The organism is Pseudoalteromonas simplex (assembly GCF_015278155.1).
Taxonomy (GTDB): domain Bacteria; phylum Pseudomonadota; class Gammaproteobacteria; order Enterobacterales; family Alteromonadaceae; genus Pseudoalteromonas; species Pseudoalteromonas simplex.
Genome location: NZ_JADILN010000005.1, coordinates 81,058 through 106,615 on the forward strand (window position 1 = coordinate 81,058; position 25,558 = coordinate 106,615).

At 41.7% G+C, this 25,558-nt stretch carries 21 protein-coding genes; 15 read left to right on the forward strand and 6 right to left on the reverse strand.

The annotated features are described in order from the left end of the window. Positions 1 to 26: 26 nt before the first annotated feature. The 3 genes from IRQ78_RS11815 to IRQ78_RS11825 form a co-directional block, all read right to left on the reverse strand. The gene (locus tag IRQ78_RS11815) at positions 27 to 1,097 is read right to left on the reverse strand and encodes a FecR family protein (RefSeq protein WP_138618222.1); all 1,071 of its coding nucleotides are present in this window, start codon (positions 1,095 to 1,097) and stop codon (positions 27 to 29) included. Continuing rightward, entirely contained in the window at positions 1,094 to 1,654 is a 561-nt protein-coding gene (locus IRQ78_RS11820; protein ID WP_166339329.1) for an RNA polymerase sigma factor, read from the reverse strand. The genes IRQ78_RS11815 and IRQ78_RS11820 overlap by 4 nt, the downstream gene beginning before the upstream one ends. 85 nt (positions 1,655 to 1,739) lie before the next feature. Beyond that, positions 1,740 to 2,615 (reverse strand): LysR family transcriptional regulator, encoded by an 876-nt coding sequence (locus tag IRQ78_RS11825; RefSeq protein WP_194442436.1) that lies wholly within the window; start codon positions 2,613 to 2,615, stop codon positions 1,740 to 1,742. Positions 2,616 to 2,721: 106 nt separating this feature from the next. Between IRQ78_RS11825 and IRQ78_RS11830 the strand changes: the two genes are divergently transcribed. From IRQ78_RS11830 to IRQ78_RS11875, 10 genes are all read left to right on the forward strand, one after another. Next, positions 2,722 to 3,375, forward strand: coding sequence for a peroxiredoxin-like family protein (locus tag IRQ78_RS11830; RefSeq protein WP_194442318.1), 654 nt, complete (start codon positions 2,722 to 2,724; stop codon positions 3,373 to 3,375). 55 nt (positions 3,376 to 3,430) lie between these two features. After that, positions 3,431 to 4,123 carry a haloacid dehalogenase type II gene (locus tag IRQ78_RS11835; RefSeq protein ID WP_194442319.1) on the forward strand — a complete coding sequence of 231 codons (693 nt, stop codon included), beginning with the start codon at positions 3,431 to 3,433 and terminating at the stop codon, positions 4,121 to 4,123. 202 nt (positions 4,124 to 4,325) lie between these two features. After that, positions 4,326 to 5,531 carry an efflux RND transporter periplasmic adaptor subunit gene (locus IRQ78_RS11840; protein WP_194442320.1) on the forward strand — a complete coding sequence of 402 codons (1,206 nt, stop codon included), beginning with the start codon at positions 4,326 to 4,328 and terminating at the stop codon, positions 5,529 to 5,531. A gap of 14 nt (positions 5,532 to 5,545) precedes the next feature. After that, positions 5,546 to 8,719 carry an efflux RND transporter permease subunit gene (locus IRQ78_RS11845; RefSeq protein WP_194442321.1) on the forward strand — a complete coding sequence of 1,058 codons (3,174 nt, stop codon included), beginning with the start codon at positions 5,546 to 5,548 and terminating at the stop codon, positions 8,717 to 8,719. Between the two features lie 105 nt (positions 8,720 to 8,824). After that, the gene (locus IRQ78_RS11850; protein ID WP_058584935.1) at positions 8,825 to 9,418 is read left to right on the forward strand and encodes a PilZ domain-containing protein; all 594 of its coding nucleotides are present in this window, start codon (positions 8,825 to 8,827) and stop codon (positions 9,416 to 9,418) included. 84 nt (positions 9,419 to 9,502) lie between these two features. After that, positions 9,503 to 10,561, forward strand: a complete 1,059-nt coding sequence (locus tag IRQ78_RS11855; protein WP_194442322.1) for an agmatine deiminase family protein — start codon at positions 9,503 to 9,505, stop codon at positions 10,559 to 10,561. Next, the gene (locus IRQ78_RS11860; protein ID WP_054553061.1) at positions 10,554 to 11,447 is read left to right on the forward strand and encodes a carbon-nitrogen hydrolase; all 894 of its coding nucleotides are present in this window, start codon (positions 10,554 to 10,556) and stop codon (positions 11,445 to 11,447) included. The genes IRQ78_RS11855 and IRQ78_RS11860 overlap by 8 nt, the downstream gene beginning before the upstream one ends. 29 nt (positions 11,448 to 11,476) lie before the next feature. After that, the gene (mfd, locus tag IRQ78_RS11865; RefSeq protein ID WP_194442323.1) at positions 11,477 to 14,950 is read left to right on the forward strand and encodes a transcription-repair coupling factor; all 3,474 of its coding nucleotides are present in this window, start codon (positions 11,477 to 11,479) and stop codon (positions 14,948 to 14,950) included. Then, entirely contained in the window at positions 14,950 to 15,783 is an 834-nt protein-coding gene (locus IRQ78_RS11870; protein ID WP_054553059.1) for a peptidoglycan binding protein CsiV, read from the forward strand. The genes mfd and IRQ78_RS11870 overlap by 1 nt, the downstream gene beginning before the upstream one ends. An 11-nt stretch (positions 15,784 to 15,794) precedes the next feature. Beyond that, positions 15,795 to 16,058, forward strand: a complete 264-nt coding sequence (locus IRQ78_RS11875) for a hypothetical protein (protein ID WP_054553091.1) — start codon at positions 15,795 to 15,797, stop codon at positions 16,056 to 16,058. Between the two features lie 42 nt (positions 16,059 to 16,100). On the opposite strand, the gene IRQ78_RS11880 is transcribed toward IRQ78_RS11875, so the two are convergent. The 3 genes from IRQ78_RS11880 to IRQ78_RS11890 all read right to left on the reverse strand — a co-directional run bounded on the left by IRQ78_RS11880 (position 16,101) and on the right by IRQ78_RS11890 (position 21,276). Continuing rightward, on the reverse strand, positions 16,101 to 17,477 hold the full coding sequence (locus IRQ78_RS11880; RefSeq protein WP_194442324.1) for a hypothetical protein: 1,377 nt from the start codon (positions 17,475 to 17,477) through the stop codon (positions 16,101 to 16,103). 108 nt (positions 17,478 to 17,585) lie between these two features. After that, a complete protein-coding gene (locus IRQ78_RS11885; RefSeq protein ID WP_194442325.1) occupies positions 17,586 to 20,288 on the reverse strand; it encodes a TonB-dependent receptor in 2,703 nt (900 codons plus the stop codon). A gap of 589 nt (positions 20,289 to 20,877) precedes the next feature. Further along, positions 20,878 to 21,276: a hypothetical protein gene (locus IRQ78_RS11890; protein ID WP_194442326.1), complete on the reverse strand. Its 399-nt coding sequence runs from the start codon at positions 21,274 to 21,276 to the stop codon at positions 20,878 to 20,880. Positions 21,277 to 21,642: 366 nt separating this feature from the next. On the opposite strand from IRQ78_RS11890, the gene ccoN reads away from it, so the two are divergent. The 5 genes from ccoN to IRQ78_RS11915 all read left to right on the forward strand — a co-directional run bounded on the left by ccoN (position 21,643) and on the right by IRQ78_RS11915 (position 25,557). Next, positions 21,643 to 23,076 carry a cytochrome-c oxidase, cbb3-type subunit I gene (ccoN, locus tag IRQ78_RS11895; protein WP_036967883.1) on the forward strand — a complete coding sequence of 478 codons (1,434 nt, stop codon included), beginning with the start codon at positions 21,643 to 21,645 and terminating at the stop codon, positions 23,074 to 23,076. A 12-nt stretch (positions 23,077 to 23,088) separates the two neighbouring features. Then, entirely contained in the window at positions 23,089 to 23,763 is a 675-nt protein-coding gene (gene ccoO, locus IRQ78_RS11900) for a cytochrome-c oxidase, cbb3-type subunit II (RefSeq protein ID WP_054553056.1), read from the forward strand. Between the two features lie 5 nt (positions 23,764 to 23,768). After that, positions 23,769 to 23,954 (forward strand): cbb3-type cytochrome oxidase subunit 3, encoded by a 186-nt coding sequence (locus IRQ78_RS11905; protein ID WP_010373992.1) that lies wholly within the window; start codon positions 23,769 to 23,771, stop codon positions 23,952 to 23,954. Further along, the gene (gene ccoP, locus IRQ78_RS11910; RefSeq protein WP_054553055.1) at positions 23,951 to 24,916 is read left to right on the forward strand and encodes a cytochrome-c oxidase, cbb3-type subunit III; all 966 of its coding nucleotides are present in this window, start codon (positions 23,951 to 23,953) and stop codon (positions 24,914 to 24,916) included. Before IRQ78_RS11905 ends, ccoP begins: the two co-directional genes overlap by 4 nt. A gap of 149 nt (positions 24,917 to 25,065) precedes the next feature. Further along, positions 25,066 to 25,557, forward strand: a complete 492-nt coding sequence (locus IRQ78_RS11915; protein WP_194442327.1) for a FixH family protein — start codon at positions 25,066 to 25,068, stop codon at positions 25,555 to 25,557. The last annotated feature ends 1 nt before the right edge of the window (position 25,558 follow it).

The window sequence follows — 25,558 nt, forward strand, 5'->3', positions numbered from 1 at the left end:
AGATTGGCGTATTCTCATAGACAGAACTAACCTTTTGCAGCGATAGTTAAGCTAACACGATGTTCACCTAAACGTTGATGTTCTACACCTAAGTTGACCTGTAAAGAATCAAGCAAACCTTTAATGTCACCAGTTTTAAACACGCCAGCCACTTTTAAAGAGGCAAGTTCTGGATCATTTAATTCAAAACGTGTGGCGGTATAACGACTCACCTCTTGCAGAGCTTCGTCTAAAGACTCGCCATTAAAAATCAGCATTTCTTGTTGCCATGCCAAATCACGTTGTACGTCATCAACAGATAACTGCTTAATTGGTTCTGTTTTACTTTGTTTTATCAGTGCTTTCTCACCAGATACAACAACATTAGCGCGAAGCGCTTTTATATCTTCACTGTTATCTGAGGCGTCTTTTAAACGATTAAAGTCGCTAGCATCAACCTGCGTACCAGGATCAGCAATCATCACCTTGCCCTCGGTCACCACTAGCTCTAAGTCTGAAGCGGTATTTCGCTGAACATTAAACACCGTACCAAGTGCAGTAAATGATTTATCACCAGCAATAACCGTAAACGGACGGCTCGGATCTTTGGCAACATTAAAGCGCCCTTCACCGCGACTCAAAATTAATTGACGACGATCGCCTGAGTAGGCAACTTCGAGTTTAGTATTGGTATTAAGCTGCACAATAGTGCTGTCTGGTAACACAAATTCAGCTTGCTCACCCACTTTAGTGCGGTAAATTTTGCTAAATTTGGCGTAGTCATTTTCTTCACTTTGCCAATAGCTTGAATAGATAAGCATGATACAACCAAGCAACATCACCACTAAAAAGCTGGCTGCGGTTGACATACCAAATACAGCAGGTTGTTTTTGCGGTGCTTTATAAGGAAATAAGCTACTTAACTCATTAAGCACACTCATTTCATCCCACAAGGTCGCAAGTTCAAACAGTGCCTCTTGATGAGCCATACTTTGATGAGCCCAGATATGTAATTGGCTTACTTCATCTTTAGATAAGCCACGATCAATTGCACTGATCCAATGACTCGCCTGCTCTTGAATCATGTCTTTTGATGAAAATGGATGAACATTACTCATTTGCTCACCTCTTTTGCAGTGAACTCTGTGGTAGGGGTAAATGCCTGGGGTTGTACATCGTGTGATTTCATTGCTCGGTGAACATGTAATAAGCCTTTGGCTATATGTTTTTCAACAGTACTCTCGCTGAGATCCATTTTAGCTGCAATTTCCTTTTGGCTTAAGCCATAGACTTTTTTTAAGATAAAACATTTTTTAACCTGAGGGCTTAATTCGTTAGTTACTCGGCAAAAAAACAAAAAACGTTCTTTAGAAGTCACTTCATCTTCAAGTGCCATTGAACGCATATGATGCTCAACCTGTTCTTGTTCATCTAACGATTCTTTGTATTTATTGTCCCATTTAGCGATGTGATTCAGCGCTAAATGTTTAGCTGTTTTTAGCATGTAACTGTGAGTATATTCGATATTTTGCTTAAGATCAGCTTCATAACTTTTTATAAACGTTTCTTGTACAATATCTTCTACATCATCAGGGCTGACAATTCGCGATACAAAGCGCCTAAGCTTGCTCGATATCTCGGTAAAAGCGGTGATAACCCCAGTTTGTTCTGTCATCCTTAACTCACCTTTATTATATTTTTATTGCTTTAGGGTACGAGATTTCAGTTTAATTACAAGCCATTTGTTAAGTTTTTGTACCTTAAGTAAACAAAGATTTCATAAACTCATAAAAAACCTCTGTTTTGCGCGTCACTAGGCTGTTTTGTGGTTTTAAAAACCACACTGGTGCATCAGCATCAACTAGGCTATTAGGGAGTACTTCAATTAACCGCCCTTCGGCTAAATCGTCTTTAATTGCAATATAAGATTTAATCGCTATGCCATGACCTGCAATCGCAGCCTGTGTCATGTTATCTGAATTAGAGACAGTAAAACGCGTTCTCGCATTATAATTAATGACTTGTCCGCCTTCGCTAAATTTAAGCTGTCGCTGCCATGGCAAACACACCCAGTAATGGTCTTTAAGATCAGCCACCGACTTAGGTTGCCCATATTTTTCAATATAGCTCGGTGCTGCGCACAAAATACGAGAGTTACTAACCAGCTTACGAGAAAGCAGGTTTGAATCTGCTAACTGACCAACTCGAATAGCCACATCTTGGGCATCATCCACAATATTCACGAATTGATCTGTGATCATAAAATCGAGCTTTAAGTCGGGATATTGCTGTTCAAAGTGGCCAAGCTCAGGCATCACAAATTTTGAGAAGACCCAAGGCGGCATAGTAACTCTTAAAAGCCCTGTCACTGCTGAGCCCCGTGCGCCAATTTGATGCTCTGCATCATACAAGGCCTCTAAAATGGCACCAGCACGTTGATAAAACAGCTCTCCTGCTGGTGATAAGCGTATTCGCCGACTATCACGAAACAACAATACAGTACTTAATGCTTTTTCTAACTTACTTAAGCGATGACTTACCGTAGCTGGTGAGAGGCCCTGAGCTTTAGCGGCGGCAACTACACCTTGGTTTTCAACTATGGCAATAAAGGTTTCTAAATCACATAAACTGTACATGGCTTTCATTCAATATTTTCGAATTTAGGTTTCAGTTTTGTATTGTATATATAAATATTTAAAACTCTATACTTGCTACTAATTGTAAAAAATGATTGGAGCATGTATGTCTTTAAAAACCCAAATCGACGCCTTTGAAGTGCAAAAGAAAGCCAATGTCCCAGCTGATATCTTAAATTTGATGGATGTAACGACTGAAAAACTAATTGCTGAACAATTAAGTGGACATGCTTTAAAAGTCGGTGATAAGTTTCCAGCATTTGAATTACCCGACAGCAAGGGCAAACAAATCAGCTCGACTGAACTGCTAACTAAAGGCCCGCTTGTGCTGAGTTTTTACCGTGGTGGCTGGTGCCCATATTGTAATTTAGAGCTACGTGCACTTAACAATATGCAACAAGCATTTGCTGATCAAAATGCACAGTTAGTTGCTGTTTCGCCTCAGTTACCTGATGAATCACTATCTACCCAACAGCAAAACGAGCTAGCTTATATGGTGCTTTCTGATGTGTCTAACTCATTGGCTAAAAAGTGTGGTTTGGTATTCACTTTGGATGAACGCTTGATCCCTGTTTACGATCAACTTGGTTTAGATATTCCAAAAGTCAATGGTGACGAAAGCTACGAATTACCATTACCAGCAACCTACGTTATTGATAGCCAAGGGGTAATTCAATTTGCATTTGCCCATGAAGATTACACTCTAAGAGCAGAGCCTTTAGATGTTCTTAACGCAGTTAAGGCACTAAATCATGTTTAAAAAAGTATTTTTTAGTCTAGTTTTATTGGTAACCCTAACTTACTCGGGAGGCACAATGGCAGAGTCTCAACACCAAGCAAAACCAAAAGTAATTGTGTTTGATGTCAACGAAACCTTGCTTGATCTTGAACAAATGCAAAGCTCAGTCGCTAAAGCGCTTGATGGCAATACCCAGCTATTGCCACTTTGGTTTTCGACAATGCTTCACCACTCTTTAGTAAGTACGGTATCGAATGATTATCATGACTTTGGTGAAATCGGTGTTGCAGCACTGATGATGGTGGCAAGTAATAATCAAATTTCGTTAACCAACGAGCAAGCAAAACAAGCGATTGTACCACCGCTTTTATCTTTACCTGCGCATAGGGATGTTAAACCAGCATTAGCGAAATTAAAGCAAGACTATAAACTAGTCAGCTTTACAAATTCGTCAAATAACGGTGTAAAAGCACAGTTTCAACATGCTGGCTTAACAGAATACTTTACTCACCGTTACAGTGTTGAAGATATTAAAGTGTATAAACCCGATCTGCGCGCTTACAAGTGGTTGCTTGAACAATTAAATGTAGCGCCTCACGAAGCCTTGATGGTTGCTGCTCACGGCTGGGATGTAGCAGGCGCTAAAGAAGCGGGTATGCAAACAGCGTTTATCGCAAGGCCCGGTAAAGCGCTTTACCCACTGGCAAAGCAACCAGATTACATTGTTAAAAACCTTGAAGAGTTAGCCTCTTTACTAACGAAAAAGTAAAAAACGATTTAAACCCTTAAATTAACGCAAAGCGAAAATGCTTTGCGTTTTTTTGTGCCTAATAAAAAAGTAAACTACAGGGTGTACCTTTCTCTTTTTTGGGTATAAACTAAACGCTAATTGAAAATGCATAGTGACGTCTTTCATCCTGATAGACTACTTTTTATGTATACCTACTTAACAATTGGACTGTGGAGTAAACATGCGTCTGCCTTTCGCACCTGCCAAATTATCATTATCTGCGTTGTTATTAGTTTCTGCTCCTTTGCTACTGCAAGGTTGTTCTGAAGCGCCACAGCAACAACAGGGTCAAATGCACCCCGCCGCTGTCGCGACTATGACAATGGAAACTCACGATGCACCTTTTACTATTGATCTGCCAGCTACGCTGTCTGGTTCAAAAGAAGTTGAAGTTCGTGCCCGTGTCACCGGTATTCTTGAATCACGCAACTTTGAAGAAGGTCAGCGTGTAGAGCAAGGCCAATCACTGTTTACAATTGACCTTGAACCTTATCAACTTGCGGTTGATCGTGCGCAAGCAGCACTTGATGGTGCAAAAGCAGCGCTTGTTCAAGCTGATCGTGATGTTAAACGATTAGCTAAACTACGTGCCGAAAAGTCCGTTTCACAACGTGACTACGATAACGCTAGTTCAACCAATGATATTGCTAAAACTGATTTAGCAGCTGCAAAAGTTGCCTTAAAAGAAGCGCAACTAAACCTTGAATATGCGCAAGTGAAAGCCCCTGTTGCAGGTGTAATGGGACGTGAGTTTGTTTCTGAAGGCACTTATGTTTCTGGTCCAGATTTATTACTGACTCAAATGACTCAGTTTGACCCTATTCGTATTCGTTTTGGCTTATCTGAACGTGAACAACTGCAAATGCGTCAAGATGTTAAAAATGGCTCACTGACATTACCTGAGCAAGGCCATTGGAAAACACAAATTAAACTTCAAGACGGCTCGTTATACGGACAAACCGGTGAAGTTAACTTCTCTGATGTGCGTATTAATCCAAACACAGGTACCAGTGAGTTTCAGGCAATTATTCCTAACCCTGATTTTCAACTTCGCCCGGGCCAATTCGTGCGCGTTGAGTTAAGTGGTGCAGTACGCAAAAACGCTTTCATCGTACCGCAACGTGCAGTACTTGATAACGGCACCGGTAAGTTTGTTTATGTAGTAAGTAAAAACGAGCAAGGTATGGATGTCGCTTTACCTGCCCCTGTTACTGTAGGTGAATGGATCAAAAAACCAGAAAACGAGCAATACCAAAATTTTTGGTTAATTCGCAGTGGGTTAAAAGAAGGCGACCAAGTTATTGTTGATGGCATGGCACGTATTTTCTTCCCGGGTATGCCAGTCAATGTTGGCCAACCTGCCGCTAACCCTAGCCACGCAGAATAAGCACAGGGAGTCTTATGTTTTCTCGTTACTTTATAGACAGACCCATTTTTGCGTTTGTTATCTCTATTGTTATTGTGCTTGCGGGCCTTGCTGCGATGCGCAGCTTACCTGTGGCGCAATATCCTGAAATAGCACCACCGGTTGTACAAGTAACCGCAGCCTACCCGGGTGCATCTGCCGATGTGCTTGAGCAAACGGTAGCGACACCGATTGAAAATGCCATTACCGGTGTTGAAGGCATGATGTATATGTCATCAACGTCAACCAGTGCAGGTTCAACCACCATCGAAGTTACTTTTGAAATTGGTACTGATGTTGACCAAGCAGCCGTTAACGTAAACAACCGTGTTAAGCAGGTTGAAGCGCGTTTACCTGAAGAAACACGCCGCCAAGGTGTGGTGGTTCAAAAAGGTTCTTCTAGCTTTTTACAAGTTCATGCCTTCTACTCACCAGATGGAACACGTTCAAGTTTATGGACATCAAACTATGTCACTATGAACGTACTTGACCGTGTTAAACGTATTCCAGGCACTACCAGTGTACAAATTTTTGGTGCCAAAGATTACGCAATGCGTATTTGGCTGCGCCCTGATGTAATGAGCCAATTAGGTGTCACTGTTGAAGAAATTGCAGGGGCAATCCGTGTTCAAAACTCACAATACGCGGCAGGTAAAATTGGTGCTACACCTACTACGCAATCTCCACAAGAGCTCGTTTACAGTGTGACTGCACAAGGGCGTTTGTCTGAGCCTGAGCAGTTTGAAAATATCATTATTCGTTCAAACACAGACGGCAGTAGCTTACGCTTAAAAGACGTTGCCCGCGTTGAACTTGGCTCAAAAGATTATAACTTCAAAGGGACAATTAACGGTAAAGAAGCGGTACTGTTAGGTATCTTCTTGCAACCCGGAGCTAATGCCCTTGATGTAGCTGAAGAAGTAAACGGTGTTATTGAAGAAATGAAAAGCCAGTTCCCGACCGGACTTGCACATTTAACTTCTTACGACACAACCCGCTTTGTTGAAGTATCAATCCGTGAAGTTGTAAAAACACTGCTTGAAGCCATGGTATTAGTATTCTTAGTGGTGTATTTATTTTTACAAAACTGGCGCGCAACGCTTATTCCAACCCTTGCAGTGCCAGTATCACTACTGGGCACATTTGCCGGCATGTATATGCTGGGTTACTCAATTAACTCACTCACCTTATTCGGTATGGTGCTGTCGATTGGTATTGTTGTTGATGATGCCATCGTGGTACTTGAAAACGTTGAACGTATCATGCACGAAGAAGGCCTAGGTGCCAGAGACGCCGCCGTTAAAGCGATGGGCGAAGTAAGCGGCCCGGTGGTGGCAATTGTTTTAGTACTTTGTTCAGTGTTTGTGCCAATTGCGTTTTTAGGTGGCTTAACCGGTGAGCTATTCCGCCAGTTCGCTATTACTATTTCGATTGCTGTAAGTTTATCGGGTGTCGTTGCTTTAACGATGACGCCAGCGCTTTGTGTACTTATTTTAAAACAAGAACACAAGCAAACTGCCCGCTTCTTCTTATGGTTTAACGACATGTTTACCAAGATCACCGGCCGTTATGTCGGTGCTGTTGGATTTATGGTGCGCCGTGGCCTGTTAGGGCTTATCTTAATGACAGGTATGATTGCAGCAACAATTGGCCTTTGGCAAAACACCCCAGGTTCGCTTGTGCCAGATGAAGACCAAGGTTATTACATCTCAGCAATTTTCTTACCTGACGGTTCATCACTTGAACGCACAGAGCAAGTCACGCAGCAAGTTGTTGATGCCGTGCAATCAAACCCAGCTAACGAAAACGTGGTAGCGTTTACCGGTTTTGACTTTATTGGCGGTGGCTACAAAAACAGCGCTGCAACCTTATTCGTGACACAAAAGCATTGGGATGAGCGTGAAGTTGATACCAAGGCACTGGTACAAGAGCTCTTCATGAAAACAGCAGGTATTAAAGAGGCGCTCGTTCTTGCCTTTAATCCTCCGGCTATTTTTGGTTTAGGTAACACCGGTGGTTTTGAATTTTACATTCAAAACAAAGGTGATAGCGACCCAGACAAACTTCAACATGCAATGCAGTTGATGACAGCTGAAGCACAAAAGAGCCCTATCATCAGTGGCCTGCAAACACTTTGGCGCCCTGATGCACCACAGCTACGTGTTGATGTTGACCGTGAACAAGCCCGCGCCATGGGTGTAGAAATTGATGATGCGTTCACTGCCCTTGCAGGTAACTTAGGGACTTATTACGTTAACGACTTCAATAAATTTGGTCGCGCATGGCAAGTACTAATGTCTGCAGACGCTGAATTTAGAATGAAGCCTGATGACATTGGTCGTATCTATGTTAAAAACAACCAAGGTACTATGGTGCCGCTTTCAGCCTTTACCACTATCGAGTATAGCCGTGGCCCTGAAAATCTTAACCGCTATAACAACTTACCTGCTGTTAAACTGATGGGTAATGCAGCGCCGGGTTACAGCTCAGGTCAAGCTATTGCTGAGGTTGAGCGTATTGCGCAAGCCGTTTTACCACCTAATATGACCTACGAATGGACAGGCTCTGCATTCCAAGAGAAACGCAGTTCAGGCACCACAGGAATTGCCTTAGGCCTTGCTGTGATCATGGTATTTTTGATTCTAGCAGCGCTATATGAGCGTTGGTCACTACCACTGTCTGTGATGCTTGCCCTGCCATTTGGTACCTTTGGTGCGCTTATAGCGGTTTGGGTTGTTGGCATGACAAACGATGTGTACTTCCAAATTGGTCTGGTAACACTACTTGGTCTTGCCAGTAAGAACGCGATTCTTATTGTTGAATACGCCTTGATGAAACATCAACAAGGCTGGAGCGCAAGTACTGCTGCACTTGAGGCTGCACGGTTACGATTTAGACCTATCATTATGACTTCGCTTGCATTCATTTTAGGCGTAGTGCCTTTAGTACTTAGCTCTGGCGCAGGTGCGGGTGCACGTCATAGTGTTGGTACCGGTGTCATGGGCGGTATGATGGCAGCGACATTCCTTGCTGTATTCTTTGTGCCGCTGTTCTTCTATTGGTTAACGGCGCGTAAGTTAACTGAAAAACGTTCAAGACAAGAGCTTGCTGATGAGATAGCAGAACATCATCAACAAGAACATGTTAAAACCCAAGAGGGTAACCTGTAAAAAATGAAGGGCAAACAATGAGTTTGCCCTTTTTTTTGATTATTTGATTACTAGCAATTTACTGCTTCGAACGCTAGTATTAAGGAAAGATGTGTGGAGTACAGCATGAATAATCAAAAATTAGCCGAATTTGAACAGTATTTTCAAATCAACGAGAGCAACCGTGTCAATTTATATGCGGTTGAACCAAGTGCTGTGCCAAAAACCAATGCTGAACTTGAAGCGGATATCCCTGCCCTATTTAAACTTGCCAACGAAGTGAACGAACTTGAGCAAACAAGTTTGCGACCATTGCGTAATCTAGGTGATGTTGCACAAGAACTGGCAGCCTTTTTACAAGCACAGTCCCGTAAAATTGATTTAATCATGAGTCACATCTTAGCCTCAGAGCAGCCTGACGATAACGCAAACTATTGCGATAGTTATGGCGGTGGTGGTGTTAAACTTACCTCAGCTGATGTGTATGAATTAGGGCAAACATTTCGTACTAAGTTGTTCTTGCAGCACGAAGCATCTGCCATTTATTGCTATACCGAATTAGTCGCCATTGAAAAATGCGATGATGATAAATACCAATACACATTATTGTTTACTGCCATTCGCGATGCTGACCAAGATTTAGTCGTAAGAGCAGCCCTGCACGCACAAACACGCCAACTTAAAAAACGTCAGCAAGAAAACAATCAACAAGACAGTTAAAAATCACGCTTTATCGCGCACAAAAAGCTGACATCTATGGCTAAAATGCTAAACTAGCCCCACCTTAGTTTGTTTAATACCTTCATGAAATTTAGACTTTTACCTGAATGGGCTGAGCAAGATGCCGTTATGCTTACTTGGCCTCATCAAGACACAGATTGGGCAGCAAATTTAACCGCTGTTGAGCCTGTGTATGTAGCACTTTGCCAAGCAATAAGCCAACAACAAGATGTTGTGATTGTAGCTCATGATAATGCCCTCAAAGCACATATTGCAGCTTTACTTGCAAATGCAGAGGTTGATGCTAATCGCATTCACTTTGTGGTTACACCGTGTAACGATACCTGGGCACGTGACCATGGCCCATTAACCTGTGCGAATATTGATGACGCAACAGAGTTGAAAGTAATGGATTTTATTTTTAATGGTTGGGGCAATAAGTTTGCAAGTGATCTTGATAATCAAATTAATCAAGTACTTGTAAAGCAAGTCGCTAATTCTAAAAATAGCTATCAGCAAAGTGCCCTGGTTCTTGAAGGCGGTGGCGTCGAAATCAATGAACACGGCGTGCTACTCACAACCAGCGAGTGCTTATTAAACCCAAATCGTAACCCTGAACTCACAAAAGCAGATATAGAACAAACGCTGGTTGAGCAACTAGGCGCTACGTCGTTTCTTTGGGTTGATCACGGTTACCTTGCAGGTGATGATACCGACAGCCATATTGATACGCTGGTACGTTTTGCCCCAAACAACACCCTTGTTTATGTTAAGTGCGACGATAAAAATGATGAGCATTTTGCAGCCCTTGATGCTATGGAAAAACAACTGCAATCATTTAAAACAGCAGAGGGTGAAAACTACACGCTGATTGCCTTACCTTGGCCAAAAGCAGTTTTCGATGAAGATGGTGATAGACTACCTGCCACATACGCTAATTATTTAATTATCAATAAAACCGTTTTAGTACCAATTTATGGTGACGAAATCGACCAACATGCGCTTGGTCAGGTTGCCAAAGCATACCCAGATCACACTGTGGTGGGTATTAATTGTGTGCCAATTATTCACCAATTTGGCAGCTTACACTGTATTACAATGCAATTACCGCGCGGCTTTTTAGCAGGAACAAACAATGACTAAACCAACGCATTTAAAGGTTGCTCTTGTTCAGCAATCAAACACCGATAATGCTCAAGACAATATGGCAAAATCTATTGCTGGTATTCGTGATGCAGCAAGCCAAGGCGCTAAGCTAATTGTTCTTCAAGAGCTACACCGCAGTTTATACTTTTGCCAAACCGAAGATGTAGACGTTTTTGATTTAGCAGAAACAATTCCTGGCCCAAGCACAGACACCTTAGGCGCACTTGCCAAAGAACTTAATGTGGTGATCGTGTCATCATTATTCGAAAAGCGCGCTACAGGGCTTTATCACAATACTGCTGTGGTACTTGAAACTGACGGCAGCATTGCCGGTAAATACCGTAAAATGCATATTCCTGATGACCCAGGTTTTTACGAGAAGTTTTACTTCACACCGGGTGATTTAGGTTTTGAGCCTATTCAAACCTCTGTCGGTAAATTAGGCGTATTAGTGTGTTGGGATCAATGGTTCCCAGAGGCGGCACGCTTAATGGCAATGGCTGGTGCTGAAATTTTAATTTACCCAACAGCCATAGGTTGGGACCCGCGTGATGAAAAAGACGAACAAACTCGTCAAAAAGACGCGTGGGTTATTTCACAACGCGCTCATGCAGTTGCCAATGGCGTACCGGTGATCAGCTGTAACCGTGTTGGCCACGAAAGTGATCCAAGCGGTCAAAGTGAAGGTATTCAGTTCTGGGGTAACTCGTTTATCGCGGGCCCTCAAGGTGAAATTTTAGCCGAAGCGAACAACAGCGATGAGCAATTATTGGTTGTTGAATTAGACCAAGCACGTAGTGAAAACATACGTCGAATTTGGCCTTACCTTCGTGATCGTCGTATCGATCACTATCAGGACTTAACCAAGATTTATCGAGACTAAGCAGTAAAAACAGTTTAAAGGAGTAGTAAATGGCGTTTGCGCAATGGGCAGCATTGCCTTGGGTAAAATCTGAAAAAGATAAAATTCAATGGGGACAACTTACCGGTAGCGGGCTTAGCATCGCCATCGCAGAAGGTGTAAAAAAACACAACGAGCTGGTTGTGATTGTCACCCCAGATACGCCAAGCGCCCTACGCCTTGAAACTGAACTCGAATTTCTGTTGCCCGAAAACCCAGTCATGGTCTTCCCTGACTGGGAAACACTCCCTTATGATCATTTTTCGCCCCATCAAGATATTATTTCGGCGCGCTTAGCCACGTTAAATACCTTAAAAAAAGAACAACAAAGCGTATTAATCGTGCCAGTGTCGACCTTGATGCTGCGTACTGCCCCTGCTTCGTTTATTTATGGTTCAACCCTTAACTTTAAAGTGGGTGATACCCTAGATACCCACACACTGCGTGAAAACTTAGAACAAGCGGGCTATTTACATGTACAACAAGTGATGGAGCACGGTGAATACGCGATTCGCGGCTCTATCGTTGACTTATACCCTATGGGTAGCCCACACCCATTCCGTTTAGACTTTTTTGATGATGAGCTCGACAGCATTCGCTTATTTGATGTTGAAAGCCAGCGCTCAGATGAAAAGGTCGACAAAATTGAGTTACTGCCAGCCCACGAATTCCCAACTAACGACTCAGACATTGAGCGCTTTCGTATTAATTATCGTGAACAATTTGGCGCAAGCTCTGAACAAGACTCAATTTATATGCAGGTGACTAAAGGAACCTGGCCTGCCGGTATCGAATATTACATGCCACTGTTTTTTGATGAATTGGCAACTATCTTCGATTACTTACCAAGCAATACAACCTTTATGCATTTTGGCGATATTGAACATGCTGCTGATCAGTTTTGGCATGATGTGAATGTACGCTATGAAAATCGCCGTGTTGATCCGCTCAGACCTTTACTTGAACCTGTAAAGCTGTATCAAAGCGTTAATGAGCTATTTGGTGAATTTGGTAAATACGCGCGTATTCGTTTATCGCAAGCAAAATTAGGCACCAAAGCGGGTCACACCAACCTTGCTAGTAAAGAGCTGCCAAATGTTCGTATTGATCATAAGTTACATGAACCGTACCAAGGTTTAATTGACTATGTTGCCAGTGAGAAAAAACAAAAAGGCCGCGTGCTGCTCTCGGTTGAATCAGATGGCCGCCGCGAATCATTACTCACTTTATTAAAGCCAAGTGGTTTAAAGCTTAAAGAATTTGAATCGTTTAGCGATTTTACCAATAGTTCGAGTGATGTTGGCCTAATTGTTTCACCACTTGAGCAAAGTGTGGTGCTAGACGGTAAGCCACGTTTAACCATTATCACAGAGCAAGAATTACTAGGCATTAAGGTCTCGCAACGTCGACGCCGTAAACATAAATACGAAGCCAGCCAAGATGCGCTTATTCGTAACCTTGCTGAGCTACGTGAAGGTCAACCAATTGTGCACCTTGATCACGGTGTAGGACGCTATCAAGGCCTTGAAACCATTGATGCTGCCGGTGTGATCACTGAGTTTGTTACGATCATCTACGCCAACGAAGCAAAGCTATACGTGCCCGTTTCAGCGTTACATATGCTGAGCCGCTATTCAGGTGGCGAAGAAGCCTCTGCCCCGCTTCATAAGTTAGGCTCTGATGCGTGGGAAAAAGCCAAGAAACGTGCCGCCGAAAAAGTTCGTGATGTGGCAGCTGAGCTATTAGATATTTACGCTAAACGCCAAGCAAAGCCTGGCAATAAATTTAAGCTTGATGGCAGTGCTTATCGTCAGTTTAGCGACAGCTTCCCATTTGAAGAAACTGACGATCAACGCAACGCCATTGAATCTGTGCTCGGTGATATGCAAAGTAAGCAAGCGATGGACCGTTTAGTATGTGGTGACGTTGGCTTTGGTAAAACCGAAGTGGCAATGCGCGCAGCCTTTGTGGCCGTGAATGATAACAAGCAAGTTGCGGTACTTGTACCAACCACACTGCTTGCACAGCAGCATTATGAAAACTTTAAAGACCGCTTTGCCGATTTACCAATTGAGGTTGGTGTTTTATCGCGTTTTAACTCAACCAAAGAGCAAAAAGACACCCTAGATAAAATGGCTGAGGGTAAATTAGATATCGTGATTGGTACTCACAAGCTTATTCAACAAGATATTCAATTTAAAGATTTGGGCTTATTGATTGTTGACGAAGAACACCGTTTTGGGGTGCGTCAAAAAGAAAAAATCAAAGCATTACGTGCCGATGTCGATATTTTAACGCTCACAGCAACCCCTATCCCACGTACATTAAACATGGCGATGAGTGGTATGCGTGACTTATCAATCATAGCCACACCGCCTGCGAAACGTTTAGCGGTTAAAACCTTTGTTAGACAAAGAGATGCTGAACTTATTCGTGAAGCAATTCTGCGTGAGATTAAACGCGGTGGTCAGGTGTATTTCTTACATAATAATGTTGAAACCATAGACCGAGTTGCTGAAGAAATTAGCGAATGGGTACCTGAAGCCAGCGTAACAACGGCGCATGGTCAAATGCGAGAGCGCGAGCTTGAACAAATTATGAGTGATTTTTATCACCAAAAATACAACGTGATTGTGTGTACCACCATCATCGAAACCGGTATCGATGTACCCACTGCCAACACCATTATTATGGATAGAGCAGATAAACTCGGTCTGGCACAGCTGCATCAGTTGCGTGGTCGTGTAGGCCGAAGCCATCACCAAGCGTATGCCTACCTACTGACTGGTAACCCTAAATCACTCAGTAAAGATGCGGTTAAACGCCTCGAAGCGATTGAATCACTGGAAGACCTGGGTGCAGGTTTTGCGCTCGCAACCCATGACTTAGAAATTCGTGGTGCCGGTGAGCTGCTTGGTGATGACCAATCAGGTCAAATGCAAACCATAGGTTTTAGTTTGTATATGGAAATGCTTGAGCAAGCGGTCAACTCCCTCAAAGAAGGTAAAGAGCCAACCCTTGAGAACCTACTCGGTCAGCAAACCGAAGTGGACTTAAAGCTGCCAGCGTTATTGCCTGATGATTATATTCATGATGTCAACGTACGTTTAGGTATCTATAAACGCATTGCAAGCTGTGCTAACCTCAATGATATGGACGAGTTACAGGTAGAGCTGATTGACCGTTTTGGTCTGCTGCCTGACGCCACTAAAAACTTATTCAGTTTGCAGCAATTAAAACTGCAAGCAAGTAATATCGGCATTAAGAAGATTGAAGCAAACCCGAAAGGCGGCTATTTTGAGTTTAGCCAGCATACAAAGGTTAACCCTAGCTTCATTATAGGTTTGATACAAAGTGCACCGCAGGTGTATAAAATGGATGGCGCAAATAAACTGCGCTTTGCAATTAGCGAAGCCAACGCTCGCGAACGCTTAAAAATGGTCACTGCAATGATTGCAGATTTCGAAAAAAAGGTTAGCCATTAATGTTGTTTAGAAATAGTTTACTACTGCTTTGTTGCTTATATACAAGCTCGTCATTTGCAGCACGTTGGTTCGAAATAGAAGTTCTTATTTATAAACAGCGCCCAGCCCCTTATTTACAGGAAGATTTCAGTTTAAAACACGATGAGATCAAGGCAAAGCGTAGCAAAGATTTATTATCTCCTGCATACACAGCACAAGCGAAGCAAGCGTGTATTGAAGGTGATAGCCGCTTTCGCTCAAATTCGTTTACCGATTCTTTAGTGAATAGCAACCCTCACTCTAATGTATGTGACGACAGTGTTGATTTTTTAGCAAGCTATAATCAACTGCCTGTTACACCCGTTGTTGAGCCCCGTGAAGACACTGACGACATTTACTTAATGGCGCCAGAACAATTACAATTTGTTGAGCAAAAAAATCAGCTTGATAGAAAAGGCTTAACCCCTATTTTGCACACTGGGTGGCGTTTTCCTGAAATGAGTGAAAGAAACGCACCCAGTATCCGTTTATTTTCCGGTGAACACTTAGCAAAACACTCAACCCCAGTAGAGAATGAAAATAACGACTTTATAAGCCTAGTGGGCCCTACTGAGCGCTATATTCCCGACCAGTTGCAAAATGTGCCAAAGTGGGAATTTGATGGTTTAATGAAAATTTATGTTCGTCACTACCTATTTATAAACGCAGATTTTGATATTAGTCAGCGCCTAGAAAACGGTGATTACGAAAAAGCACGTTTTTCACAATTTAAACGTGTGATAAGTAACGAGATACATTATTTTGATCACCCACGTATGGGTATGATCGTGCAAATAAGACGCTACAACCATTAATGGATACAATTATGAAAAAATATATGGCAATTGCAGCAGCGGCTGCAACACTTACTTTAGCGGGTTGCTCAAAAGTAAACTTAGAGAACTACGAAAAAATTAAAATTGGCATGGATAAAACTGAGGTTGAAGCTATCTTAGGTTCAGCAGATAAGTGTGAAGAAAAGACACTACACACTAACTGTATTTGGGGTAACAAAGATAAAAATATCGAAATTACCCTAGTGTCAGACAAAGTATCGCTTTATAGCAAAACTGGTTTAGACGCTAAATAAACCCAATTGGGTGGCCAAGGCCACCCTTTCATCTTTCATCTTTCATCTTTCATCTTTCAGAATGTCAGTTTGTGAATAAATACGCTCAATATTAACAATTTTGCTGCGATTTAACGTAATCTTGTAGCGCTGATACAAAGTTTCATCTTCGCTTTGTGTAAAGACTAATACCACATTTAACTGATAACGCCTCTCTACGGCTTTCTTAGAGATTTTATTACTATCTAGATGATAGAGCTTACCTTCACCCCGCTTTAAGTAGCGAGCAAACGGTGCCAAGCTAAATTGCATGGTTTGTTGCAAGGTATCGTAGCCTGGTAAAAACTCTTTCGCGTTAACTTGTGTTTCGCTTGCAAAATGCAGCCACTGAGCAGCTTGTTTATTTTGATGACGACGCTTCGAAAAAATTCTTCTTACCGCTTTAGGCAGGCGTTTAAAACTGGTGTATTCAAGCCAAATGTATTGGCTGGCAATTTTGTCTTTGGTTATGCTGTTTTTAAACTGAAACCGCCATTTTGGTCGCCCTCTTACGATAGCTCGCCAGATCACCCGTGTGATGTCTTCTTTAAATATTTCACGAAGACCATAAATAACACCCAAGATCAAAATCAAGGTTGCTGTTACTTCGGTAAAGTTTGAGCGAGCATTTAACACAACCAACATCACAAAGGCCATGATCACTGCGGTCACTGTGCCCTTTACCATGCGCTTTAAATAACTGTTTAAATGCCGTGTAGTGCGATTAAGTACCACCCCATGCTCAATTAAACGTTGTAACAGGCGCATTTTATTAGTGATACGGTTGGCATCTTCGAGTGTTGATTGCGAATTATATTCTTGCTCATCACGATAACTGTTTTCAGCTTTGCAGAACTCTAATAAATCACTGCGCTCTTTTGCAAAATCACTACTGCGCGGCCCTTCATCCAATAGTTTCAAAAATGACTGCTCTACATGCCAACTTAAGTAGTTATCAGCGTTTTTATAAAATGGCAGCAGCTTTTCATCATCTGGGGTGTAGCGTCTTAGCTTTTTCAACAAGCCTTTGGTTTGCTGGCACAACTCAATGGCTGCAGGGTAAAACTCATCGGCTTCTTGGTGTTTTAGGGTGTCTTTAATATCGGCATTCAGCGCGAGTCGAACTTGATAACAATATAAGTTTAAGTTTTGCCGATAATCTTGCTGTTCACCTTTGTTTTTACTAACAAAGCGGCTTCTCACTAAGGGTAAGTGAATGTTGTTAGCGTTATACGCAAGGTGCGATTTAAAGTTATTATTAAAGAATGATTCTTCGCTCAGTGTTTGTGGGTTAACACTCATTTCATTCGGAATGGAAAAATACAGGTCGAGTCGTTGCTCTGTGCGTGGTTTAAGCTCAGGCTCAATAATAAAAGATAAGTTTTCGTCTTGTTTAAGCAATATCGCCTCGTTTTTTAATAATGCTCACTTAGTTTACGCGTTGATAGGCTTTCAGACAATAAAAAAGGCCCAGTAAAAACGGGGCCTTAGTAATCATTTCAAACTAGATTAGAACTTAACGTTAATACCAGCGTGGAAACGACGACCTAATACATCATATGTGTACGGGTCAGTGTTTGAGTCATTGTTACCTGAGTAGTAAGGAGGCTCTTTATCAAATAAATTGTTTACACCCGCAGATAGTGTAACTGTATCTGAAAGTAAGTATGAACCACTAATGTCATGATAAACAACAGAAGGTGTCGTAGGCGCTAAACAGCTCGATGGATCATCTTTACATAAGTAGCTATCCATACCTGCAATGTAACGAGCTTTATATGTTGCATCCCAGCTTTCGCCTCGTGCTGACAACGTGAAATTTGACTTAATGTCTGCGTAGCCACCAGAACCTGAAGTGATCAGGCCAGCATAGTCTACTGTCTCATCAAGTACAGTTACAACGTACTCGTCAAGATAAGTTGTGTCTAATGCAGCTTTCCAAGATAAACCAGCAGCTTCAAAGTTATACGTTAGGTTAAGGTCTAAACCAGACGTCTCTTCAGAACCGATGTTTTGTAATTGGTTATTGAATTTAACACGACCTGTGCTATCCATGCTGATGTTAGCAGATTGACAAAGTACAGTGTTTGCATTGTCAGTAGTTGCTAAACATTGATCAACAATGTATTGCTCGTTAACTGAGGCAATCGCATTTTCAATTTCAATTTTGTAATAATCAAGTGTCATGCTGAAGCCTTCGAACCACTCTGGCTCGTATACGATACCAGCGGTTAATGTATCAGCTTCTTCAGGTGTTAGTAGAGAGTTACCACCAACAGTGACTTCTGCTTGGTCTTGCGCTCCAGGGAACGTAATTTGTTCAAATGATGGTGAATTACCTGAGTAAAGCTCAGATACTGTAGGTGCACGGAATGCTGTTGATACAACACTACGTAGCATTAGCTCATCATTTGCTTTCCAAGTTAAACCTAGCTTCCAAGTCTCATCTGAGCCAAATGTGCTGTAATCAAACGCACGAATAGCAGCGCTTAATTCAACATTTTGCGCAAATGGTGCATCGGCTAACAATGGTAATGCAAATTCAACATATGCTTCGTTTACGTCAAAACCACCTGCTGTTGGCTCAACTGGAGGATCATTTGCCAACCCTTGAGCAGTTAAAGAATCAGGCGTGTACCAAGCTTTTTCTTGACGACGTTCAACGCCTGCTGCGAATGCAGCATAACCTGCAGGCATTTCAAATAGCTCACCTGAAACAGACGCTGCAATAATAAATAGCTGGCTACCACCATTGTTTACTTCAGTATAAACATTTTTACGGAAGTCCTCAGATACCCATGCGGCTTGGTCAATAGGGTTGAAGGTTCCAGCTGTGATTTGGTCCTGAATTGCACCCATGTTGTGAAGATTGCTCAGCTTATCAACTGAATCGTTACGACCGAAGTTAGCTGAAACATCCCAAGAGTAATCACCGATGAAACCTTGTGCACCCACAACAGCACGTACAGTGTCAACAGACTGTTCAAAGTAACGTGCACCAGTGTCAGACATACGACGACCGTAAGAAATCATATCACCGTACTGATAGTTTCTTTCTTGAGTTACGTAGCTACCATCAGCATTTTTATCTAGATAACCGTCACCATCAAGATCAACACGCTCATCATAACTTTGGCTAAGAAGTGCATTACCCATATTTTCAGTGTATTCGAAGTCAAACCATACAGGTTGTGGAGCCATTTGTTGCTCTGACCAACGCTTAGTGTATGTGAATTCAGTGAATAAAGACGTATCATCAGATAATTCGTATGTCGCGATACCTGTTAGATTTAAACGCTCCATTGGCGTGTAAAGATAGCTAGCTGGTGAATAGTTGTATGCGTCTTCATTGGCATAACGGTGATAATCACCACCACGGCCAGTTACACCGCTATCATCTATTAATGATACTTGAATATCATCACCAGCGGCGTTTACAGTTGTACCTTTATCACCATTACCATTCCAGATGTGGCCACCTTCATTATATGAAGAACCTGTACAGTATAGGCCATTGCTACCTTCTGCTAATGGACACTCTGAAAAACTACGGTCTGCTTGAGATGCTTTACCACGGTCAGTATACTGCATTCCGATAACAATGTTTCCCTTATCGAAAGATGTACCTACTGTGAAATCAATTGAGTTTTCTGTTGCATCACCTTCGCCTGTGATCGCAGTATTAGCGTTCATGTCTAGGCCTTCAAAATCGTCTTTTAAGATGATATTTACAACACCAGCTACCGCGTCAGTACCGTATACAGCAGAAGCACCATCTTTAAGTACTTCCACAGACTTGATCATAGAAACAGGAATTGTATTTAAGTCAACAGTTGAAGCTGCACCTGTACCAGATGCAATCATACGACGACCATTCACTAAAACTAATGTACGGCTTGCACCTAAACCACGTAAATCGATACGTGCATTACCACCAGAACCATTGTTGATACCTGGGTTAGTCATCGCGCCGCCAGTAGCGGTCATTTTTTGTAATACGCTATCGATGCTTGTTGCACCCATTGCTTTGATGTCATCTGCACCAATAATTGTTACTGGGCTTGCGTTTTCCATATCAGAACGCTTAATACGAGAACCCGTAACTTGAATTTTTTCAATAGACTCTGCTGCATCATCAGCAGCTAAAACTTGCATGCTTGAGAACATTGGGATTGCTGAAACAACAGCTAAACCAAGAATTGATTTTTTCATGTGAAAACCCTACTTGTTGGAAATTTACCTTTAGTTAGGTAGCGCTCGTTATTATTAGAATCACGAGTCAGCGGAGGGCAACTTAGGCGCAGTTAACTGAACGAAAACTGAATGAAAGATCAAATAAAGAACAACCCAAAAATGGCGTACCAACTTTAGGTAATAAGGTTTCACAATGTATCAATGTTAATAGAAAAAAACAACTATACATCAACAAGATAACATTATTAAGTAGCAAAAAAAACACGATTGAAATCAATTGCACGCACTTTGTAATCAAGTGTAATCAGAGCCCAATTAATGCTACAAATGAAATTTTTACAAGTTGATCACACAACGTTATAAAAACCGTAAAAGCTTGGTAAGACTGCTAACCATAGTTATTCACTTAAATTAACTAAATAGACAAAGTTAGTCTGTTAAACAGTGTATTAGAGGATGATTTTTTGTTTTTGTTCCGTCAGTTTGTAATACCGTATAAAAATACGACTAATAAAGAACATCAAGTAAAAAAAGGTGAAGCAGAAATTGCGCTAATCACAGCTTTTAGATAATTAAAAACTGCGATCAACTATAATGAAGGAAGATGTTATCGAGTTTGCAGTGAATCGAAATAATAAAGCAAGGTTTGAGGTTGATTATCGCCAGAAGTATAAGTGAGCATCATTTTCCAAGTCATAACAGGTTCAGAGCATGCGCCAACCATAGTATCAGCAACCCAAACTTGCCCTGTCTGTTTAAACTGCAGTGGAATAAAACCCATATACATGGTGACACCTTCAAGTTTTGCTGAAAGGTTTTTAGCCTCCTTTGGTAACTTTAGGTTAATCGTAAACGGTGTTTCTGGACTGATATCTGGGTCACTTAGCCAAACTTCTACATTATTAGGGTAATTACAATGACTATTGTTCTGACAACTTGTACTTGTGCTGCCCTTATCTATACTTTGGCTATCACATGCAGCTAAAAAAAGACTAAAAAGGAACACGGGAAATAAGCTTATTCGCACTCTATTTGCCTGTATAAAATAAAGTCAGATACTAATTAGAATGCCCAAAAAAGACAACAGGCACCTAATAATAAGTCAATAAAAATACAATCTCTGACAAAAAATAACCAACAAATCGCTAAAATTTGATTGATGTCATAATTTTATGCAATTGACCTATCTTTTTAAGGTCAAAAATTTTATCATTTCCATCGCAAAAATAAGGGTTTCTCGAGTTTGTTTTCTGAAGCTAGCACCGCTAAGTTGGCTTTAGGTAACACGCTTGTGAAGTAATAGTAGGCCCCACTTTGAATAAAAGTGGGTAATTCATTTCTAAAACGCATTTATTGCAGCGGAAGCCAGAAAATGAGCCAAACAGTAGCATCACAAACTGAGTACAATTATAAAGTTGTACGCCAATTCGCTATTATGACAGTGATTTGGGGCATCGTTGGCATGAGTGTTGGGGTTCTGATTGCTGCCCAATTAGCTTGGCCAGCACTTAACTTTGATACACCATGGTTAACTTACTCTCGACTACGTCCGTTACACACGAACGCAGTAATTTTCGCATTTGGTACAAGTGCACTTTTTGCGACGTCTTATTACGTCGTACAACGTACATGTCAAACGCGCCTTTTCTCAGATAAATTAGCAGCCTTCACCTTCTGGGGTTGGCAACTTGTTATCGTACTAGCAGCGATTACCTTACCATTGGGTATCACAAGCTCAAAAGAATACGCAGAACTTGAATGGCCAATCGATATTCTTATCGCCGTTGTTTGGGTAACTTACGCAGTTGTATTCTTTGGTACGTTAATCAAGCGTAAAGTATCGCACATCTATGTTGCGAACTGGTTCTACGCTGGTTTCATCATTACTGTTGCCGTTTTACACATTGTAAACAGCATGGCAATTCCAGTTTCACTAACTAAATCATACTCTATTTACGCAGGTGCTGTAGATGCAATGGTTCAGTGGTGGTACGGTCACAACGCTGTTGGTTTCTTATTAACTGCTGGTTTCTTAGGTATGATGTACTACTTCGTACCAAAACAAGCAGGTCGCCCTGTTTATTCTTACCGTTTATCGGTTGTTCACTTCTGGGCTCTTGTTTCTTTATACATCTGGGCAGGTCCTCACCACCTACATTACACTGCGCTTCCAGACTGGACGCAAAGCTTAGGTATGGTTATGTCAGTTATCCTATTCGTTCCATCTTGGGGTGGTATGATCAACGGTATCATGACGTTATCAGGTGCATGGCATAAACTACGTACTGACCCAGTACTTCGTTTCTTAGTTGTTTCTCTATCTTTCTACGGTATGTCTACGTTCGAAGGCCCTATGATGGCTATTAAGTCAGTTAACGCGCTTTCTCACTACACTGACTGGACTGTAGGTCACGTACACTCAGGTGCACTAGGTTGGGTTGCAATGATTTCTATCGGTGCTATTTATCACCTAATCCCTGCACTATTCTCACAAGGCCGTATGTACAGTGTTAAACTAGTTAACACGCACTTCTGGTTACACACTGTGGGTGTTGTTCTATACATCGTAGCAATGTGGATCTCTGGTGTAATGCAAGGTCTTATGTGGCGTGCAGTAAACTCAGACGGTACGTTAATGTACAGCTTTGTACAGTCATTAGAAGCTTCGTATCCGTTCTATATCATGCGTTTCCTAGGCGGTGTATTCATCGTAACAGGTATGCTAATTATGGCTTACAACGTTTATCGTACTATTGCAGCGAAGAAAGATTCGCTTCAACTAGACGCTGACGCACAATTGGCATAATGGAGTAGCACGATGAGCAATAATAATTCACAAAACAAACACGAAATAGTCGAAAAGAACGTTGGCTTAATGGCTATCTTGACTGTCTTTGCAATCAGCTTTGGTGCATTAGTTGAGATTACTCCACTAATGTTCCAAGACGATACGACTAAACCTGTTGATGGCTTACGCCCTCTTACAGCGTTAGAAATGGAAGGCCGTGATATCTACGTGCGTGAAGGTTGTTACAACTGTCACTCACAAATGATTCGTCCTTTCCGTGACGAGGTTGAGCGTTACGGTCACTACTCTGTAGCTGGTGAGTCAGTATGGGATCACCCATTCCAATGGGGTTCTAAGCGTACTGGTCCTGACTTAGCGCGTGTTGGTGAGCGTTACTCAGACGATTGGCACCATGCTCACTTAATGGATCCACGTGCAGTGGTTCCTGAGTCAAACATGCCAGCGTTTCCTTGGTTAGACGAAAACAGAGTCGATACGACCCATACACTTAAAAAGCTTCAAATATTCCGTGATAGCTTCGGAATTGATAAAGCGAGCGACCGTTACGACGGTAAAGGTTACGGAAGTGACGAAGAGCTACAAGCTGACATTGCGAAAATCGAAGCCATGAACGGTGGTCAAGGTGCAACTGAAATGCAAGCTCTAATCGCTTACTTACAACAGCTTGGCACACACTTGAAGTAATTATTATGGATTACGGAACATACAGAGGCATTTTGACTCTGGTAATTTTAGTACTGTTTATTGTGATTGTTGTATGGGCATACAGCAAGCGTAGCAAACGCCGTTTTGACGATGCTGCTAATGCCATATTTGAAGATGAAAAAAAACACAACAACACAATCTCTAATGAGGAAAAGGAGTCTGAGAAATGACTAGCTTTTGGAGTATATGGGTTATTGTATTAACCCTAGCGTGTCTTGCTATCATCTTCGGCCTACTTCTGTGGAACTTAAAAAACTACGCAGGTGTGAAAGAAGGCGAAAGCTGTGGTCACGAATTTGACGGCATTGAAGAACTTAACAACCCACTACCAAAATGGTGGACTTATATGTTCTTCGCGACATTTATTTGGTCTGTATACTACCTTGCTGCTTACCCAGGTTTAGGTAACTGGGAAGGTTTAGGTAAATGGACAAGTTCTAACCAAGGTATTACCTCTTTAGCTGAGTCTAAAGAAGCGACTGAACAAGCATTAGCTAACGGTGAGAACGTTCAATTAGACCAAGAATTTATCGCTGCTGATGAGCGTTTTGGCCCAATCTTTGAGTCATTCGCAAAACAAGATATTGAAACACTAGTTAAAGACGAAAAAGCGCTTGAGATTGGTCAACGTTTATTCTCTCAAAACTGTGCACAATGTCATGGTTCAGATGCACGTGGTGGTCAAGGCTTCCCTAACCTAACAGATAACGATTGGTTATACGGCGGTTCACCAGACAAGATCAAAGAAACACTTCTTTACGGTCGTGTTGCTGCGATGCCACCTTGGGGTGATGCGCTTGGCGAGCAAGGCATTAAAGAAATGACTGCTCACGTACTTAGCCTTTCTGGCCGTACTGTTAACCAAAAAGACGCTGCTGCAGGTGCTGCTAAGTTTGCAATGTGTGCTGCGTGTCACGGTGCTGACGGTAAAGGTTCAGTTGCACACAACTTACCATTTGGTGCACCTAACCTAACAGATAACATCTGGTTATACGGTGGTTCTAAACGTGCTGTTGAAGAAACACTAATCAATGGCCGCGCCGGTGTAATGCCAGCATGGAAAGACATTTTAGGTGAAGATAAAGTTCACTTATTAACAGCGTACGTTTACAGCTTATCGCAAGATAAATAACCACGCGGTTAATAAAATGTATAAACAATTAATCTTTTAATTCAATAGATTAATTAAGATCAAAAAAGCCTCCATCTGGAGGCTTTTTTTTAGTCTTTTGCTTTTAAATCCGATAAAATGCGTACAACGTTTTTAAAGGTATAAGTACTATGAAACCCACTCCTTGGTATAAAAACTTTTGGCCATGGTTTTTAATCTCTTTTCCTCTTGCAGCCATCATCGGCTGTGCTGGTCTTATTTATATGGCAATTGGCAACGGCCCAGATATGGTTGTTGATGATTACTATAAAAAAGGCAAAGCAATTAACCTTGAACTCAGCAAATTTAATAAAGCAAAAGCACTTTATTTACATGGCGATTTAAATGTTGCAGGCGATAAAGTAACTTTCACTTTCACCAAGGGTGATGCAAGCAATGTTCACTCTTTAAAAATGTCTTTTTATCATCGCACCATTAAAGCCAATGACTTTGATGTAAGCTTAATGAAAAACGCCCATGGCGATTTTACTGCCCTACTCGACACCCATGTTGACGGTGCATATACAGTGTTTATTGAACCAATCGATAACAGTTGGAAACTTAAAGAAGATGTAATTCTACCAACTGATAAAATGATTTCGATTAGCCCTGAATATAAGTAGT